The sequence below is a fragment of the Chitinivorax sp. PXF-14 genome (assembly GCF_040812015.1).
Taxonomy (GTDB): domain Bacteria; phylum Pseudomonadota; class Gammaproteobacteria; order Burkholderiales; family SCOH01; genus JBFNXJ01.
In genome coordinates this window covers 17443-32507 of the sequence record NZ_JBFNXJ010000004.1, presented here as the reverse complement: position 1 = coordinate 32507, position 15065 = coordinate 17443, and the positions used below count along the sequence as shown (strand labels likewise).

Here is a 15065-nt window from a genome sequence, read left to right as displayed (position 1 = left end):
GGGCCTGCCGCGTCACCCAGCGGTAACAGACTTGAGCGGGCAAGCCGACGGGTTTCCGCGTACAATCGGCGCGTATAGTTTTCCTGCCGCCAGAGCCGTGCCGAGCGCACGGCGCCCCCCGGGGGTCGGCCCTGACCCGCATGCACCTCGCCTTACTCGCCACCAGCCCGCTCGGCCGCCATCTTGGCGACCGCTTCGCCCAGCAAGGGCGGCCCTGCCTCATGCTGCCGCATGAGGCGGACGCGGCACAGGCGTTGTTGGACGGGCTCACGGGGCCCCGGCAGCTATGGCTCGAGTCCGCCCATACCGATCATGCCGAGGCCTGGCTGACGCGGCTCGGCGACCTGCTGCAACCCGGCGACCTGCTGGTGGACTGCGGCCACGGTGACTGCCTGCACAGCCCGCTGCGTGCCCGGATGCTGGACGCACGCCAAGTCGGCTATCTCGATGTCGGTGTAGCGGGCAACGCCTGGGGGGTGCCCTACGGCTTTGCCCTGATGGCCGGCGGCACGCGTGCCCAGCTCGAACGGGCGGCGCCGGCCCTCGACGCACTGGCCCCGGTGAGCCAGGCCGGCTGGCTGCATTGCGGTGCCGTCGGCGCCGGGCATTTCGTGCGGCAAATCCAGCATCTGCTCGAAGATGCCGCACTCAGGACCTTCGCCGGCCTGACACGTTCGCTGACCGCCAGCTCGCCGCTCGGGCTCGATACCGATCAACTGACTCATCTGTGGCATGAAAATACCGCCCTGCGGCAGCGCATGACGCAGCTGGCCGACGCCTACAGCAAAACCGAGCCGCCCACCACCTTCGAGCCCTACCCGCATGGGCTGATCCAGCCACCGCGGCCGACGGTATCGCCGGCCACCGCGCTGGCTAACCTGATCCGCCTGGCGTCGCACGCGGTGGATGAGTTCGAAACCCGCCTGGCGGCCAGCCTGCGCGGTGCAAGCCGCCCGGCCGCGGCCGAGTCATGAAAAAAGGGGCGTGAGCCCCTTGTTCTTCGATGCTGGTCGGCCCGCTCAGGCGCGCGCCAGCTCATGCCGATAAAAGCGCCAGACCAGGCCCGCCCTCGGCCCATCGAGCAGCAACACGCTGGCGATACCGGCATCTTCTCTGGTCAGCAGGCCGCCGCAACCACTCAGGAAACCATTGGCGCCCGCTGCCTGCGCGATCACCACGGGCACGCCCAGCGCGAGTGGCGGTAGCAACGCCGGCTCGTCGATCAGGCTGGCGCGCAGCCTGGCCGCGAGGCGCCGCCGCCAGCGGCCGTCGTGCTTAGCCGCGCAGGTCGCGCTTGAGCTCATGCGCTGCCTCCCTGGCTTCGCCCGCATGGCCGCGAATGATCGACGCGTTGAGGCGGACATAACGCACGAAGCCGCGGAACACCAGGCGGGTGAATACCATATTGAGCCACAGCCAGAGGCCGCCGCCGACGATGCCGATCGCGGCGCCAGCAAGCTGCGCCTGCGTCCGGGTAATGCCGCCGAGCCCTTCGATATGGATATCCTGGCCCTTGGCGTCGTGGATCTGCACGCTGGATGGGCGCTTGTCGCTGTGGCGGTCGATCACCACGCGGTCGCCGTCCGCCCCCTCGATGCGCACATGCTCGTTGCCCTTTTCGTCGCGCTCGATCAGCACCTTGTCGCCGTTCTTGCCATGGATTTCGCGGCGGATAATCTGGCCGTCCTTGCGCTCGATGTGGACCACGCTGCCGTCGTCGCCGGTGATGTCGGCGCCGATGCCGAGCTTGACCCCGGTGTCAGCCGCATGGCCTTTCGGAGCGGGCGTAATCGGTGGGATGTCGCTGTCCGGTTCCGGCGGCTCAGTCGCTTCGGGTGCGTCGGGCGGCTCGGGCAGCGTGCCGCGGCGCTGGCCGTCACCAGCCTTGTAGTCATCCATCAGCTGGATGCCGAGGCTCGCATTCTTGCTGTCGTGGCCGATCACGATGTTGCCGTTGAGCCCGGTCAGCGACGAGAAGCCTGGGATCAGGCTCAGCGCGAACACGATGCCGATGACGATCAAGGCCATCGAGCAGGCGTAGGACACGGTCAGCACAGCCATGAAGGCCAGCATCGGGATGGCGAGGAACAGGTTCAGGCTGCCCAGCGCGGCGACGGCCAGCACCACGCGCATCAGGTTGCCGATGCTCTTGTCGGCCTTCCAGGCGTCGATATGCTGCTGCGCCAGCAATTCGCGAGCGAGCTTCTTCGGATCGCCCAGCGCGCGGGCGATCTCTTCCTCGCTGCGCCCGCTGGCCATGCCATCGTGAAAGTATTCCTGATAATCGGCGATGATCTCGTCGAGCTCAGCCTTGGGGAGCCGCGACAACTCCTTCCTCATGCTTTTGAGGAACTGCTCCTTATTCATTGCCCTCCCCCAGAATCTTGTTCACTTCCGCCAGGAACTCGAACCATTCCTGCTTCATGCCGGCGAGCTCCTGCCGGCCGGTATCCGTCAATTTATAGTATTTGCGAGGCGGCCCCGACTCGGATTCGACCAGATAGGTCGTCACCCAGGCCTCGTTCTGCAGGCGCCGCATCAATGGGTAAATCGTGCCTTCGCTCATCTCGACCCCGTCTGCCAGCTTCGAGACTATTTCGTACGCGTAGCTGTCGGCCTTTTCCAGCAAGGCCAACACACACATCTCGAGCGTCCCTTTTTTCAGCTGTGTTTTCATCGACTTAGGATTTACTCTCTTTTATTGAAAGCTACCTTACATCACAAGATAGCTGTGCCACAAAAACGCACTTTCCAGTGCGTCACCAACCAAGCATAACGCAAGGTATCTTGCCATGCAAGATAATGCCGATACCCACACCTTGCTCACATTGCAAGGCAGCACGCCTGCTAACCAAGATATCAGGCAGCACCAATACGGACGCGGCTCTCCGGGTAGGCGCCGGGCTTGGGGCGCGGCGCTGGCATAGGTGTTACCGCACCCCGTACGGCTTTAGCCCGCGGCCCCTGCACGGCCTGTGCCTCAGGGCCGCGCAGGCCGCCCCGCCCACTCGATCAGCGCATCGAGCGCGGGGACGGCGGCAGCGGCCCTGGCGTCGTTGATGATGCCGACGACGATCACCGGGCCGTCCGGCAGGTGCACCACGCCTGCCACCGAGCGCACGCCGTCGAGCGAGCCGGTCTTGATGTGCGCCGCTACGCCGCTGCCGCTCAGGCGCTTTTTCATGGTGCCATCGACCGCCACCACCGGCAGCGACGACAGCAGCTCCGGCCCGACGGGGCTCGTCAGCGCCGATTCGAGCAGGCGGCCCAGGTGCTCGGCGCTGATCCGCTCGTCGCGCGACAGGCCCGAGCCGTTCTCGATCACCAGCTCGGGGAAATCGAGATGCTTGCCCGCGAGCCAGCCCTTGATGCGCGCCGCGGCCTGCGGCAGCAGCGCGTCGACGGGCTGGTAGGCGCCGCCGAGCGCCAGGAACAGCATGCGCGCCTGGGTGTTGTTGCTGAACTTGTTGATGTCGCGCACCACCTCGGCCAGCGGCAGCGAATCGAACACAAACAGCGGCCGCGCCTCGGGCCAGTCGGCCAGTTGGCCGTCGCGCAGCCTGCCGCGCCACTGGCCGCCCATGTCCTGCCACATCCAGCGCAGTGCCTCATCGAAATAGCGCGGCGGGTTGTACAGGCTCACATACAGGTGGCGCTCGCCACAGCTCGCGGCAAGCGGCCCATGCAGCAGCACGCGGCCATCGTCGCCGACCTTGACCGTGATCTTCTCCTTCCAGTCGCCGCAGTCAGCCCCGTCGAGCCTGAGCTGGTTGTCGAGCTTCATCGACGGCAAGGCCGGGTCGGCCATCAGTTCCACGCTGCCGGCGGCGGGCCGCAGGCGCAGCTCGACCGACTGGAAATTGGCGAGAAACGCGTCGGGTCCGACGTTGTAGGTGCGATAGCCATGGCCGTCGAAGGCATTCGGGTCGGCCGCCTGGGGCTGCCAGTACAGGCGGTCGAGCACGATGTCGCCACGTATCTCGCGCACGCCACGCGCACGCAACTCGCGCAGCATCAGCCACAGCCGTTCGAGCGACAGCTTGGGGTCGCCGCCGCCGCGCAGCACGAGGTTGCCGTCGAGCACGCCATTGGCGATGTCGCCGGTGGCATGGAACTCGGTCTGCCAACGGAAGGCCGGCCCGAGCAGCTCGAGCCCCGCGTAGGTGGTCAGCAGCTTCATCACCGAGGCCGGGCTCATCGCGCGATCGCCATGCCAGCTCAGCGTCGGATTGCGGCTGTCGGCCGGCTTGACGTAAATCGCCACGTGCTCGGGCGACACGCCGGCCTGCTTGAGCAGCACGCCGACCTCGGGCGGCAGACTGGCGGCAGTGGCGCTGGCGGCCAGCACCAGCGGAAGGACACAGGCAAGGAGACGACGAGGCGTGGGCATAGGTTCGGCAGGCAATGAAAGAGGCCCGATGCCGGGCTGGCATCGGGCCTCAATTATAAGGCTGGCGCGGCTATCCGCCAGGTCAGATGCTACCCCAGCGCCGCTTGATCCAGCGGTCGACGGCGATCGCGCCCGGCCCGTGCACCAGCAGCATCGCCAGCAGCGCGCCCCACAGATAATGGTGCAGCCGTGTCGCCTCGACCAGGCTGTCGTAATAGGAGTAGACCGCCACGGCGTTGAGGACGAACAGCCCGGACGCCGCGAAGCGCCCGCCCAGGCCCAGCACCAGCAGCACCGGCAAGCCGAGCTCGCCGCCCGTGCCCATCGCCGCTGCCAGCTCGGGCGGCAGCAGCGGCACCTTGTATTCGTCCTGGAACAGGGCCACGGTCGAGCTCCAGTCGGCGATCTTGGTAAGCCCGGACTGGAAGAACACGCTGGCCAGATAGAGCCGCACGGCGAGGTCGACGAGCGGCGCAAGCACGCAGTCGAGCGCGGCGATGGCGCGATTGGCGAGATGGATCAAGGCTTGAACGGTGGCGTTCATGAGACGACTCCTGCTGGGATGGGAAAAGGGTCAGCCGATGGCGGCGATCACCTCGTCGCCGATCAGGCGCGGCAACGCGGTGCTGAAATCGAAGGCCTCGTCGCAGGCCAGCGCGGCGGCGAGCCCGCCGGCAAGATCGGCACCATCGCGCCAGGCCAATAGCAGCGCGGCTTCCGGCGCGGCCAAGAGGCGCGTCCGGACGCGGTTGGCGGCACGGTAGACGAGCGCCGTCTCGCCGCCCTGGCCGAGATCGGGCCAGGCACCGCTGTCGTGCGCATCGAGGATGGAGACGATCGGATAGCCCGACTCGACCAGCGCCACGGCCGGGTGCAGGCGCACGGGCAAGGCGCCGTGGCGCTCGGGCGGCGTTGCCGCCAGGCCGGCCGGGTCGAAGGCCGCCACGTCGGCCGCGTAGTAAGCCAGGTGGCGGGCCCAGTCGAGGCGCGCCATGTCGGGCAGATAGGGCAGATCGCGCGCAGGCTCGAAGCCCGCGATGAAATCGGGCAGGCCGGCGCCGTAGCAGTTCAGGTCGCCACTCAACGACGGCGTGCAGCGGGCGAATTCGCGGGCCATCGCCGCGAAGAACGGCTCACCCACGAGCAGCACGAGGGTCGGGTAGACCTCGGCCAGCGCATCGGCGCGATTGAACAGGCGGTTGGCGGCGTAGGCCGACACGCCGCGCGCATGCGGCCCGAGCCAGTCGCTGTCGCCGCCCTGCGCAACCGCGCCGGCGAAACGGCCAAGGCTTGCGTCGAGGCTCATGGCGTCAGCTCCTTCACTGCGGCTGAATGCGGCGATGGCCGGTGGGCCGCGAGCCTGCGCTCGATCTCGCCAGCCTCGGCGAGCAGCTCGGCCAGCGGCGGCAGATGCGTGTCGCGCTCGAGCAGGGTCGGCACGCGGCCAAAGCGCGTGCAGGCGGCGTCGAGCAAGTCCCACACGGCATCGCACACCGGCGCGCCGTGGCTGTCGATCAGCAGGCCGTCGTCGCGCAGCTCGAAGCCCGCGACATGGATCTCGGCCACCAGCGCCGGTGGAATCACATCGAGCGCGGCCCGCGCATCGCGGCCGAGATTGCGCTCGTTGACATACAGGTTGTTGACGTCGAGCAGCAGGCCGCAGCCACTGCGGCGCGCCAGCTCGACCAGGAATTCGGCCTCGGAGATCACATCCTCGGGAAAGGCGACATAGCTCGACAGGTTCTCGATCAGCACCGGCCGGCCGATGCGCTCCTGCCATTGCGACACGCGCTCGACCATGCGCGACAGCGCCGCCTCGGTATAGGGCAGCGGCAGCAGGTCGTTGAAATACTCGCCCTGCCAGCGGTTCCAGCACAGGTGCTCGGACACGGCGGCGGGCTCGATGCGCTCGATCAGCGCCTGCCACGCGGCCAGATGGCGCTCGTCGAGCGGCCCGGACGAACCGAGGCCGAGCCCGACGCCATGCAGGCTGATCGGATAATCCGCCCTGACGCGCATCAGCGCGGCAAGATTGGCGCCGCCGCCGAAGAAATTCTCGGCATGCACCTCGAACCAGCCGATCGCCGGGCGGGTATCGATAATCTCGCGCACATGCGGCAGGCGCAGGCCGATGCCGGCACTGGCAGGCAGGGTGGTGAAGGTCATGGGAGGCTTCTTGGCAAAGACGGGAGAAACGGGCGCCACCATCGCGGCGCCCGCACAGGCTTACTTCTTCATGCCGGCCTTGGGCATGCCACCCATTTTCTCGCAGGAGCCCTTGGGCACGTATTTCCAGTCGTTCGGGTCATTGTCGACCTTGGTCTGGCCCGCGCAGGAATGCGCGCCAGAGGCGCTCGCGCAGTCGTTCTTGCCGGCCTTGGCGATGCCGTAGCACTTGTCCTGCTTCGCCTCGTCGGCCATGGCGTTGCCGGCCAGACTCATGCCAAGTACACCGGCGAGGGCTGCGCTGATCATCATTTGTTTCTTGTCCATTGCTGTATCTCCGTGAAAGTCGATGAACTGACCGGATTGCACCGGCCGCGGCCGACGGCCCCGGCAAGCGCCCCGATCGACATGGCAGGGTGCCACACGCCGTTTGGTCGCGGGGCCCTGCCGCTTCTTACACACTTTTTTCAATTTCCCCCAAAAATGGAGATTAGGTCATGCCGGCGCCGAATACCGCCCTGCCCGTTGGTCGCGCCGCACGTTTGATCAAGCGCCGGCGGCGAGACAGGTGTAGCGTAGGCCGCAAACATATCAGAACAGGATGGAGACACCGTGATCAAATCGCTTCTCGGCTGCGCGCTGGCCGGCCTCATTGCCCTCCATGCCGCCCAGGCGGCCAGCATTCCCGACCTGGGCCCGGTCGCCGTCGAGGCCCGCGACAGCGGCCTGCCCGAGGGCTGGGCGCAGCATGGCGTGTTCGTGGAGATACTGGTGCGCGCCTACCAGGACAGCAACGGCGACGGCATCGGCGACCTCAACGGCCTGACCTCGCGCCTCGACTACCTCAAATCGCTCGGCGTATCCGGCATCTGGCTGATGCCGATCTTCAAGAGCCAGGATCACGACCACGGCTACCACGTCACCGATTTCCGCGCGATCGAGCCCGACTACGGCACCCTCGCCGATTTCGACCGCCTGATCGCCGAGGCGCACCGGCGCGGTATCGGCGTGATCATCGACTACACGCTCAACCACAGCTCGGCCGAGCACCCGCTGTTCGACGCCGCCACCGACGGCAAAACCTCGCCCTACCGCGACTGGTATGTCTGGGCCAAGCCCAAGCCGAGCGGCTGGACCACGTTCTCGGGCGACCCCTGGCACGAGGTCGGCGACGAGGCCTACTACGGCGCCTTTGGCGACGCGCTGCCCGACTTCAATCTGCGCAACCCGGCCGTGCTCGACTTCCACCTCGACAACCTGAAGTTCTGGCTCAATCGCGGCGTCGATGGCTTCCGCTTCGATGCCGTCGGCGTGCTGGTCGAAAACAGCTCGGTCGCGTGGGAAAACCAGCCGGAAAACCACCAGATCATGCACAAGGTGCGCGCGCTGCTCGACCAGTACGGCAAGCGCTACATGGTGTGCGAGGCCCCGAGCGACCCCGGCGCCTTCGCCGCCCCCGACTCCTGCGGCAGCGCCTTCGCCTTCGGCCTGCAAAAGCACATCATCAAGAGCGTGAAGATGGGCCGGCTGATGCCCGACGTGCTGTACACGCTGAAGACGCTGCCAGTGGCGCGCATGGGCACCCTGCTCGCCAACCACGACGCGTTTGCCGGCAACCGGCTGTACCAGCAGCTGCAGGGCGACGAAGCGGCCTACAAGCTCGCCGCCGCCACGCTGCTGACGCTGCCCGGCACGCCGTTCATCTACTACGGCGAGGAAATCGGCCTGTCGGCCTCCACCCCGGTCGCGCAACAGGACCAGGAACTGCGCGGCCCGATGAGCTGGACCGCCGGTAACGGCGCCGGCTTCACCAGCGGCAAGCCCTTCCGCCCGCTGGTCGAGAACGCCAGGACCCACAATGTCGCGACCGAAGATGGCAAACCCGGCTCGCTGCTCAGCTTCTACCGCGCGCTGATCAAGCTGCGTACCGCCGAGCCGGCACTGTCGACCGGCAGCTTCACCGCGCTGAGCAAGGAACACGAACCGATCTTCGCCTTCCTGCGCGAACAGGGCGACACCCGCCTGCTGGTCGCCCTCAACTACGCCGCCCGCCCCGCCAGCATCGGCCTGCCTGGTGGCATCGACTGCAAGTCGCTGCAGCTCGTGGTGTCGCAACCCGCCGCCAAGGCCGTGCCGGCCAGCGGCAAATCATGCGAGCTCAAGCTCGCACCGCAGCAGGTGCTGATTCTGAAGGCGCCCAGGCAGGGCTGAGCGGGGGGAAGTACGTATGAACCGCCGCCTGAGCGGCGGCGAGGCGGTATTGCGTGGGCGGCAGCCAGGTCGGTCACGGCTTGCCAGCCCGAATGTAGCCCGGATGCAGCGCAGCGGAATCCGGGGAAACACACGGTATCTCGACAGCAAGCCGGTGGACATGGCCACGGCCCGTCGGCCCCCGGATTACGCCTTGCGGCTGCATCCGGGCTACACCTTCTTAGCTAAGCAATTGAATTTTGAAAATATAGCCAACCTTGACTAGCCTGAAACCTGCCTGATATTGGAGACAGACATGCAGATCGGTCTGAATTACCTGTTCGCTAGCCAAGTGCAGGACATAGGGCCATTTCGAAACAGCCATGTCCAGAATGCATCTCCTATCGGGAATCAGCTAGATGACGCAGCGATAACTGACAAGCCAGCAGATTTGATACAACTGCTGTCAAAATATGATCTGCGACAAATTACCCCTCGGCAGCTAGCCGAACTAGGAGGAGAGCTTTACAAGAGGGGAGAAATTTCCGACAACGCAGTCGGCGCCATGATTGGCATGCTTGGGGATATCGATGGAACGACCCCCGATAAGCCGGTGGATGCGATTCAACATTTCGAAAAAATGCTAAGTGTCGTATCAGAGGCAATAAATGACGGAGAGCAAGAGCTCGCTTTTGCAAAAAACTACCGGAATGAAGCGCTTCATACAATTTACAACCTGGACCGCTTTATACACTCATCCAGCAAAGGCATTACTTTTCATGACATGACTTAGACGTCTCAGCGTATTCTTTCTGAGACGCCTAAGCACTGTTTAATTCTGGATGTCGTAATTCAACGTCCAGTATCCCACTTCATTCCCAGCCAAGCAGTGTGGGTAACTTGTTGCCCAGGCGATAACCGCCGCGAATCTGAACCACACGCAGGCTGAGCCACACGCCGACGGGCAATGTTTGCCCGCCACATCTTGCTACCCTCCAGCAGGCAGCGCCAGTCATCTACTCCCCCGTCTCCACCGGCCGCGACACGTCGCTGCACCATTCGCTCCACGAGCCTGGGTAGAGTTTGGCGCCGTGCAGGCCGGCGATTTCCATGGCCAGCAGGTTGTGGCAGGCGGTGATGCCCGAGCCGCATTGCGCGACCACCGTGGCGGGTTCGCGCGGGCCGAGCAGGGTTGTCCATTCCTGGTGCAGTTCGCCGGGGGATTTGAAGACGCCGGTGCCGGTCAGGTTGTGCTGGAAGAAGCGGTTGAGGGCGCCGGGGATATGGCCGCCGACCGGGTCGAGCGTTTCGTTTTCGCCGCGGAAGCGGTCCGGGGCGCGGGCGTCGACGATCTGCATGGCGGCGCGGTCACCCAGGTGTTGCAGCAGGTAGTCGGCATCGACGCGCAGCTTGTCCTGCACGAAGCAGTGGATGTCGGATTCGGGCACATGCGGCAGCTCGCGGCTGACCTGACGGTGTTCGGCCAGCCATTTCTGCCAGCCGCCGTCGAGCACGGCGCAGTTGTAGAGGCCGATCCAGCGCATCATCCACCACATGCGCGCGGCGAACATGCCGCCGGCGTCGTCGTAGGCGACGATGATCTTGTCGGTGGTGACGCCGAGCCGGCGCAGCAGCTTGTTGATACCGGCCATGGTGGGCAGCGGGTGGCGGCCGTTGTGGCCGGTCCTGGGGCCGGACAGCTCGCGCTCGACGCTGACGAAGTGGGCGCCGAGGATGTGCGAGAAGCCATAGGTGCGCTGGCCGGCCTCGTGGTCGGCGAGGTTGTGGCGCACGTCGACAACGATGACGTCGTGGTCGCGCAGATGCTGGCCGAGCCAGTCAGTGGACACCAAGGTTTGTTTTTGCATTGCAATCACCCTTTGATCAGTGGCGTTATTTGTCGCAGGCATGGGTCGTATAATTGTCGGCAGACGCTTACCCGGCCCGATGGGCCGCCCCTGATGACCATGCCTCGTACCCTGCAGCAACTCGACTATACCAACCGTTTCGCGCGCCTGCCCGGCAGATTCCATTCGGCCCAGCAGCCGACGCCGCTGCCTTCGCCCTATCTCGTCGCCTTCAACCCCGATGCGGCCGCGCTGCTGGGGCTGGCGCCGGAGGCGGCGGACGACCCGGTGAGCCAGCAGGTGATGACCGGCAACCAGGTGCTGCCGGGCCACGAGCCGCTGTCCGCGCTGTATGCGGGGCACCAGTTCGGCGTCTACGTGCCGCAGCTCGGAGATGGCCGCGCGATCCTGCTCGGCGAGGCGCGCAACGAGCGGGGCGAGCACTGGGAGCTGCAGCTCAAGGGCGCCGGCGAGACGCCGTATTCGCGCATGGGCGATGGCCGCGCGGTGCTGCGCTCGTCGATCCGCGAATACCTGTGTTCGGAGGCGATGCACGGCCTCGGCATCCCGACCACGCGCGCGCTCAGCATCATGGGCTCGGATTATCCGGTCTACCGCGAGACGGCCGAGACGGCGGCAGTGGTGTTGCGCATGAGCCCGAGCTTCATCCGTTTCGGCAGCTTCGAGGTGTTCTTTTACCGCAATCAGCACGATGCGATCCGTGAGCTGGCCGATTTCGTCATCGACCACTATTACCCGGCCTGCCGCGACGCGGCTAGGCCCTACCAGGCACTGCTGGATCAGGTGATCGCCCGCACCGCCAGCCTGATGGCCGACTGGCAGGCCGTCGGCTTCTGCCACGGGGTGATGAATACCGACAATATGTCGGTGCTGGGGCTGACGCTCGACTACGGCCCGTTCGGCTTTCTCGATGCCTTCGACCCGGGCCATGTCTGCAACCACTCGGACCACTCGGGGCGCTACGCCTTCGACCAGCAGCCGAACATCGCGCTGTGGAACCTGCACTGCTTCGCCCAGGCGCTGATCCCGCTGCTCGACATGGATGCCACCATCGAGGCGCTCAAGCGCTTCCAGCCCTTGTTCGAGGCGGCTTATGGGCAGCGGCTGCGGGCCAAGCTGGGGTTCGCGGCGCAAGGCGATAAGGACGAGGAGCTGATCGTGAAGCTGTTCGGGCGGCTGTACCAGGGGCAGGTCGATTACACCGTATTCTTCCGCCGCCTGGCGGGCTTCATTCCGGGCGAGCTGAACGCGCCGCTGCGCGACCTGTTCATCGAGCGCGAGACCTTCGACGACTGGGCCGCCGACTACGCCGCGCGGCTCGCCCAGGAGAGCCGTGATCCGCGCGAACGCCAGGCGGCGATGCTGCGCGCGAACCCCAAGTACATCCTGCGCAACCATCTGGCCGAGACGGCGATCCGTCAGGCCATCGAGCGCGATTACAGCGAGATCGAGCGGCTGCGCACGCTGCTGGCCGCGCCTTTCGACGAGCAGCCGGGGATGGATCGCTACGCCGCGCTACCGCCGGAGTGGGCACAGCAGATCAGCGTCAGCTGTTCGTCCTAGACCCGGCTCTCGCCGTCACCGGCGGAGTGCGGCGAGGCAAGTAGCCCCCAGTCGGCGCGGTGCGGCAAGGCCGTGGACAGGCACTCAGGCGGTGCCCATCGCCTCGCGGTATTTCGAATACAGCCCGTAGCCGCCATAGATCAGCGCCGCCACGCCGAGCAGCGGCAGCAGCCAGTCGCCCTCGCTGCCGTCGTCGCCATCGACCAGCACCTTGCTCGGGTCGCTCGGCAGGTAATGCAGGGTCACGCGCTGCCCGGCCACAAACCTGTCGATGATCCGCTTCGATACGCCATGCGGCACGACCATCTCGCGTTCGGAGCGCGTCACGAAGCGCAGTTCGACGGAATAGGTGGTGTAGCCCCGATGCCGCCGCTCGGTGTAGCGGGTAATGGGCTGCGCGACGGCCGCCACGCCGTAGCGCCGGATCAGGCGATTCTCGCGGTCTTGGCCGATATAGCTGCTCAGCATGATCAACCCGGCGATGATCGCCAGCAGGGCGTACACGACTTGGCGCATGGGTGATGCAGCTCGATGCCTGCTCCGGGGGCCGTCAGCGCCGCCAGGCCTTGGCCAGACGGCCCGTGAGGGTCACGCCAACCAGCACCAGCGCGCCCGCGACGATGCCGGCCAGGCCGTTGAGCAAGGCCGGCGTGATGGCGCCCAGCGTACCGCCGACAACGGGGATGGCCGCTACGGCAGTTTCGACGTGGTGCATCGGCTCGTGCGCGGCCGGGATGCCGTGGGTGAGGATGCCGCCGCCGACCAGGAACATCGCCACCGTGCCCGCCACGGCCAGCGCCTTCATCAACAGCGGCGCCGCGTGCAGCAGCAGCGTGCCGATGCCGCGCAGCAGGCCGCCGGCCGCGCCGCGCTTGCGGCTCAGGTAGAGCCCGAGGTCGTCGAGCTTGACGATACCGGCCACCAGGCCGTAGACGCCCAGCGTCATCAGCACCGCCACGGCGCACAACACCGCCACCTGCTGCGCGAACGGCGCGTTGGCGACCGTGCCGAGGGCGATCACGATGATTTCGGCCGAGAGGATGAAATCGGTGCGCACCGCGCCCTGTATCTTCTCCTTCTCGTAGGCGACCATGTCCATGGCCGGGTTGGCCAGCGCCTGCGCATGCTCGTCATGGTGCGCATCGTCCTCCGCCGCGCTGTGCAGGAACTTGTGCGCGAGCTTTTCGAAGCCCTCGAAGCACAGGTAGGCGCCACCCAGCATCAGCAGCGGCGTCACCAGCCACGGCACGAAGGCGCTGATCATCAGCGCGGTCGGCACGAGGATGACCTTGTTGCGCAGCGAGCCGACGCCGACCGCCCACACCACCGGCAGCTCGCGCTCTGCGTTGACGCCGGCCACCTGTTGCGCGTTGAGCGCGAGGTCGTCGCCGAGCACGCCGGCGGTCTTCTTCGCGGCCACCTTGCTCATCACCGCCACGTCGTCGAGGATGGCGGCGATATCGTCGAGCAGAACGAGCAGGCTGCTACCGGCCATGGCGGGCCTCCCGCGCTACGGGTGAGCCGGACGGGCCGGCAATGCGAAACAGGGTCATAGGGGCATCCGGAATGACAATCAAAATCGGCAGCCACTATAAGGGTTGAAGGGCATTTGGTCCACGCGCTTCTACGGCCGAATCGGCACACTGGGCGCCGCTCCCGGCCACGCGCCCAGCCATGATTGGCCGCCTCACCGCGGCCTGGCGGACGCCCCATGCGCACTGGCACGGGCCGCGCCTCGCCTCGCCTCGCCGGCATCGAGCCCCAGGGACCCGTCCGTTCACACGCCTGCGCCAGCCCGCGCCGCTTGCCGCCAGCCCGATGGGCATGAGCCGGGCGCAGCGCCAACGCCCCGTTTCAGCCTTCGAGCGGTTCCGGCTTTTGCACTTGCGGTACCAACAGCTGGCCCACTGCGGCAGCGCCGATCAGCACGCCTTCGAGCGGCCTGGCCGTACCCACCTCTTCCATCACGATCCGCTGGATCCTGGCTTCCAGCTCCGCCTCGTGCACGCCGCCAAGAAAGCGCAGCGGCGCGGGGATCAGGTCGGTCGGCAGCACGGTGTCGAGGCCGTTGTCGAGGCCGCGCATGATCGAGGCGTACTCGGTGAAGCTGTAGGCAATCACCTTGTCGACCAGTTGCACCTCGAAGCCGTCGTCGGTCAGCCGGTAGGGCGCGCGCACGCTGATATGGCCGAAATCCACCACGAGCACCCCGTCGGCAGACGGCGCATGCTCAGGCGGGCTGGCGCATTTGCAGCCGTCGTCGAATTGCTCGACATCGGGCAGCGCATCGTGGTTGTTGGTGCCCTCGCGGAAGGTCCGCAGCCAGCGCTGGCTCCATGCCTCGCCTTGCCAGGCGATCCAGCGCTTGCGGGAATAGGTCAGCTCGTAGATCCGTACCAACTGGTAGATGGTGAGCGTATAGCGGCCGCACTTCGGCGCGCGGTAGGGGAAGGTCTTGCTTGTCCTGACCGCGCTGCTCCAGTTCACCTCGTGGCCGATGGATTCCTCGACCTGCGATTTGATGCTCAGCACGTCCTTGATGCCGATGGTGCTCTCGATGGCGCCCTTCAGCGTGTAGGTGGCCTTCTCGCTGAGCCCGATCTCCCTCTCGACCGTGCATTGGCCCTCGGCGCCACAGTGGACGGTGGTGCTGTTGTCGATGTCCACCCACTCCTCGAATATCCGGCAGTCGACTTTTGCCCGCTCGTCGGTCAAGAGGTGAGAGAACGTCGCGACTTGTCGCCTGCCTTCAAAATATCTGGCCATGTCAGCTCCTTGTCCATGCTTGGGCCGGTAAGGGACGTCGGCATCGCGCCGGCGAACGGGAGGCAATGGGGGTCGACGCCGCCCCCACCTAACTGTAGTACAGCGGACGGTGCAAATCCGCG

General features: G+C 66.2%; 17 protein-coding genes. 5 read left to right on the top strand and 12 right to left on the bottom strand.

Going from position 1 to position 15065, the window contains the following annotated elements:
• The first annotated feature begins 140 nt into the window (after positions 1-140).
• Positions 141-974, top strand: coding sequence for an NAD(P)-binding domain-containing protein (locus ABWL39_RS06515; protein WP_367788308.1), 834 nt, complete (start codon positions 141-143; stop codon positions 972-974).
• A gap of 45 nt (positions 975-1019) precedes the next feature.
• Here ABWL39_RS06515 and ABWL39_RS06510 read toward each other — a convergent pair whose 3' ends face one another.
• The 8 genes from ABWL39_RS06510 to ABWL39_RS06475 form a co-directional block, all read right to left on the bottom strand.
• Positions 1020-1304, bottom strand: coding sequence for a hypothetical protein (locus tag ABWL39_RS06510; RefSeq protein ID WP_367788306.1), 285 nt, complete (start codon positions 1302-1304; stop codon positions 1020-1022).
• Positions 1276-2367: a DUF1700 domain-containing protein gene (locus tag ABWL39_RS06505; protein ID WP_367788304.1), complete on the bottom strand. Its 1092-nt coding sequence runs from the start codon at positions 2365-2367 to the stop codon at positions 1276-1278. Before ABWL39_RS06505 ends, ABWL39_RS06510 begins: the two co-directional genes overlap by 29 nt.
• Entirely contained in the window at positions 2360-2677 is a 318-nt protein-coding gene (locus ABWL39_RS06500; protein WP_367788302.1) for a PadR family transcriptional regulator, read from the bottom strand. The genes ABWL39_RS06505 and ABWL39_RS06500 overlap by 8 nt, the downstream gene beginning before the upstream one ends.
• Before the next feature lie 303 nt (positions 2678-2980).
• On the bottom strand, positions 2981-4390 hold the full coding sequence (dacB, locus tag ABWL39_RS06495) for a D-alanyl-D-alanine carboxypeptidase/D-alanyl-D-alanine-endopeptidase (protein ID WP_367788300.1): 1410 nt from the start codon (positions 4388-4390) through the stop codon (positions 2981-2983).
• Positions 4391-4472: 82 nt separating this feature from the next.
• Positions 4473-4934 (bottom strand): DoxX family protein, encoded by a 462-nt coding sequence (locus ABWL39_RS06490; RefSeq protein ID WP_367788298.1) that lies wholly within the window; start codon positions 4932-4934, stop codon positions 4473-4475.
• Between the two features lie 30 nt (positions 4935-4964).
• A complete protein-coding gene (locus tag ABWL39_RS06485) occupies positions 4965-5696 on the bottom strand; it encodes a putative DNA-binding domain-containing protein (protein ID WP_367788296.1) in 732 nt (243 codons plus the stop codon).
• On the bottom strand, positions 5693-6556 hold the full coding sequence (locus ABWL39_RS06480) for a DUF692 family multinuclear iron-containing protein (RefSeq protein ID WP_367788295.1): 864 nt from the start codon (positions 6554-6556) through the stop codon (positions 5693-5695). Before ABWL39_RS06480 ends, ABWL39_RS06485 begins: the two co-directional genes overlap by 4 nt.
• Before the next feature lie 60 nt (positions 6557-6616).
• Positions 6617-6883, bottom strand: coding sequence for a DUF2282 domain-containing protein (locus ABWL39_RS06475; protein WP_367788293.1), 267 nt, complete (start codon positions 6881-6883; stop codon positions 6617-6619).
• 285 nt (positions 6884-7168) lie between these two features.
• Here ABWL39_RS06475 and ABWL39_RS06470 point away from each other — a divergent pair, with 285 nt between their 5' ends.
• From ABWL39_RS06470 to ABWL39_RS06460, 3 genes are read left to right on the top strand one after another with little or no spacing between them, the layout of a single operon-like run.
• Complete coding sequence (locus ABWL39_RS06470; RefSeq protein ID WP_367788291.1) at positions 7169-8767, top strand: alpha-amylase family glycosyl hydrolase; 1599 nt, start codon at positions 7169-7171, stop codon at positions 8765-8767.
• Positions 8768-8783: 16 nt separating this feature from the next.
• On the top strand, positions 8784-9032 hold the full coding sequence (locus tag ABWL39_RS06465) for a hypothetical protein (protein ID WP_367788289.1): 249 nt from the start codon (positions 8784-8786) through the stop codon (positions 9030-9032).
• 30 nt (positions 9033-9062) lie between these two features.
• Positions 9063-9539 carry a hypothetical protein gene (locus tag ABWL39_RS06460; protein ID WP_367788287.1) on the top strand — a complete coding sequence of 159 codons (477 nt, stop codon included), beginning with the start codon at positions 9063-9065 and terminating at the stop codon, positions 9537-9539.
• Between the two features lie 223 nt (positions 9540-9762).
• On the opposite strand, the gene ABWL39_RS06455 is transcribed toward ABWL39_RS06460, so the two are convergent.
• The gene (locus tag ABWL39_RS06455; protein ID WP_367788285.1) at positions 9763-10614 is read right to left on the bottom strand and encodes a sulfurtransferase; all 852 of its coding nucleotides are present in this window, start codon (positions 10612-10614) and stop codon (positions 9763-9765) included.
• A 99-nt stretch (positions 10615-10713) separates the two neighbouring features.
• Between ABWL39_RS06455 and ABWL39_RS06450 the strand changes: the two genes are divergently transcribed.
• On the top strand, positions 10714-12177 hold the full coding sequence (locus ABWL39_RS06450) for a YdiU family protein (protein WP_367788283.1): 1464 nt from the start codon (positions 10714-10716) through the stop codon (positions 12175-12177).
• 84 nt (positions 12178-12261) lie between these two features.
• Here ABWL39_RS06450 and ABWL39_RS06445 read toward each other — a convergent pair whose 3' ends face one another.
• From ABWL39_RS06445 to ABWL39_RS06435, 3 genes are all read right to left on the bottom strand, one after another.
• A complete protein-coding gene (locus tag ABWL39_RS06445; RefSeq protein ID WP_367788281.1) occupies positions 12262-12693 on the bottom strand; it encodes a DUF3592 domain-containing protein in 432 nt (143 codons plus the stop codon).
• Positions 12694-12727: 34 nt separating this feature from the next.
• Positions 12728-13672 carry a DUF808 domain-containing protein gene (locus tag ABWL39_RS06440; protein ID WP_367788279.1) on the bottom strand — a complete coding sequence of 315 codons (945 nt, stop codon included), beginning with the start codon at positions 13670-13672 and terminating at the stop codon, positions 12728-12730.
• Positions 13673-14031: 359 nt separating this feature from the next.
• On the bottom strand, positions 14032-14943 hold the full coding sequence (locus ABWL39_RS06435; protein WP_367788277.1) for a hypothetical protein: 912 nt from the start codon (positions 14941-14943) through the stop codon (positions 14032-14034).
• Positions 14944-15065 lie beyond the last annotated feature (122 nt).

What these genes read in the sequence shown, in the direction of transcription:
- dacB (WP_367788300.1), bottom strand. Translation starts at nt 4,390, where the DNA reads ATGCCCACGCCTCGTCGTCTCCTTGCCTGTGTCCTTCCGCTGGTGCTG.
- ABWL39_RS06505 (WP_367788304.1), bottom strand. Translation starts at nt 2,367, where the DNA reads ATGAATAAGGAGCAGTTCCTCAAAAGCATGAGGAAGGAGTTGTCGCGG.
- ABWL39_RS06460 (WP_367788287.1), top strand. Translation starts at nt 9,063, where the DNA reads ATGCAGATCGGTCTGAATTACCTGTTCGCTAGCCAAGTGCAGGACATA.
- ABWL39_RS06500 (WP_367788302.1), bottom strand. Translation starts at nt 2,677, where the DNA reads ATGAAAACACAGCTGAAAAAAGGGACGCTCGAGATGTGTGTGTTGGCC.
- ABWL39_RS06480 (WP_367788295.1), bottom strand. Translation starts at nt 6,556, where the DNA reads ATGACCTTCACCACCCTGCCTGCCAGTGCCGGCATCGGCCTGCGCCTG.
- ABWL39_RS06510 (WP_367788306.1), bottom strand. Translation starts at nt 1,304, where the DNA reads ATGAGCTCAAGCGCGACCTGCGCGGCTAAGCACGACGGCCGCTGGCGG.
- ABWL39_RS06435 (WP_367788277.1), bottom strand. Translation starts at nt 14,943, where the DNA reads ATGGCCAGATATTTTGAAGGCAGGCGACAAGTCGCGACGTTCTCTCAC.
- ABWL39_RS06445 (WP_367788281.1), bottom strand. Translation starts at nt 12,693, where the DNA reads ATGCGCCAAGTCGTGTACGCCCTGCTGGCGATCATCGCCGGGTTGATC.
- ABWL39_RS06485 (WP_367788296.1), bottom strand. Translation starts at nt 5,696, where the DNA reads ATGAGCCTCGACGCAAGCCTTGGCCGTTTCGCCGGCGCGGTTGCGCAG.
- ABWL39_RS06515 (WP_367788308.1), top strand. Translation starts at nt 141, where the DNA reads ATGCACCTCGCCTTACTCGCCACCAGCCCGCTCGGCCGCCATCTTGGC.
- ABWL39_RS06440 (WP_367788279.1), bottom strand. Translation starts at nt 13,672, where the DNA reads ATGGCCGGTAGCAGCCTGCTCGTTCTGCTCGACGATATCGCCGCCATC.
- ABWL39_RS06450 (WP_367788283.1), top strand. Translation starts at nt 10,714, where the DNA reads ATGCCTCGTACCCTGCAGCAACTCGACTATACCAACCGTTTCGCGCGC.
- ABWL39_RS06490 (WP_367788298.1), bottom strand. Translation starts at nt 4,934, where the DNA reads ATGAACGCCACCGTTCAAGCCTTGATCCATCTCGCCAATCGCGCCATC.
- ABWL39_RS06465 (WP_367788289.1), top strand. Translation starts at nt 8,784, where the DNA reads ATGAACCGCCGCCTGAGCGGCGGCGAGGCGGTATTGCGTGGGCGGCAG.
- ABWL39_RS06455 (WP_367788285.1), bottom strand. Translation starts at nt 10,614, where the DNA reads ATGCAAAAACAAACCTTGGTGTCCACTGACTGGCTCGGCCAGCATCTG.
- ABWL39_RS06475 (WP_367788293.1), bottom strand. Translation starts at nt 6,883, where the DNA reads ATGGACAAGAAACAAATGATGATCAGCGCAGCCCTCGCCGGTGTACTT.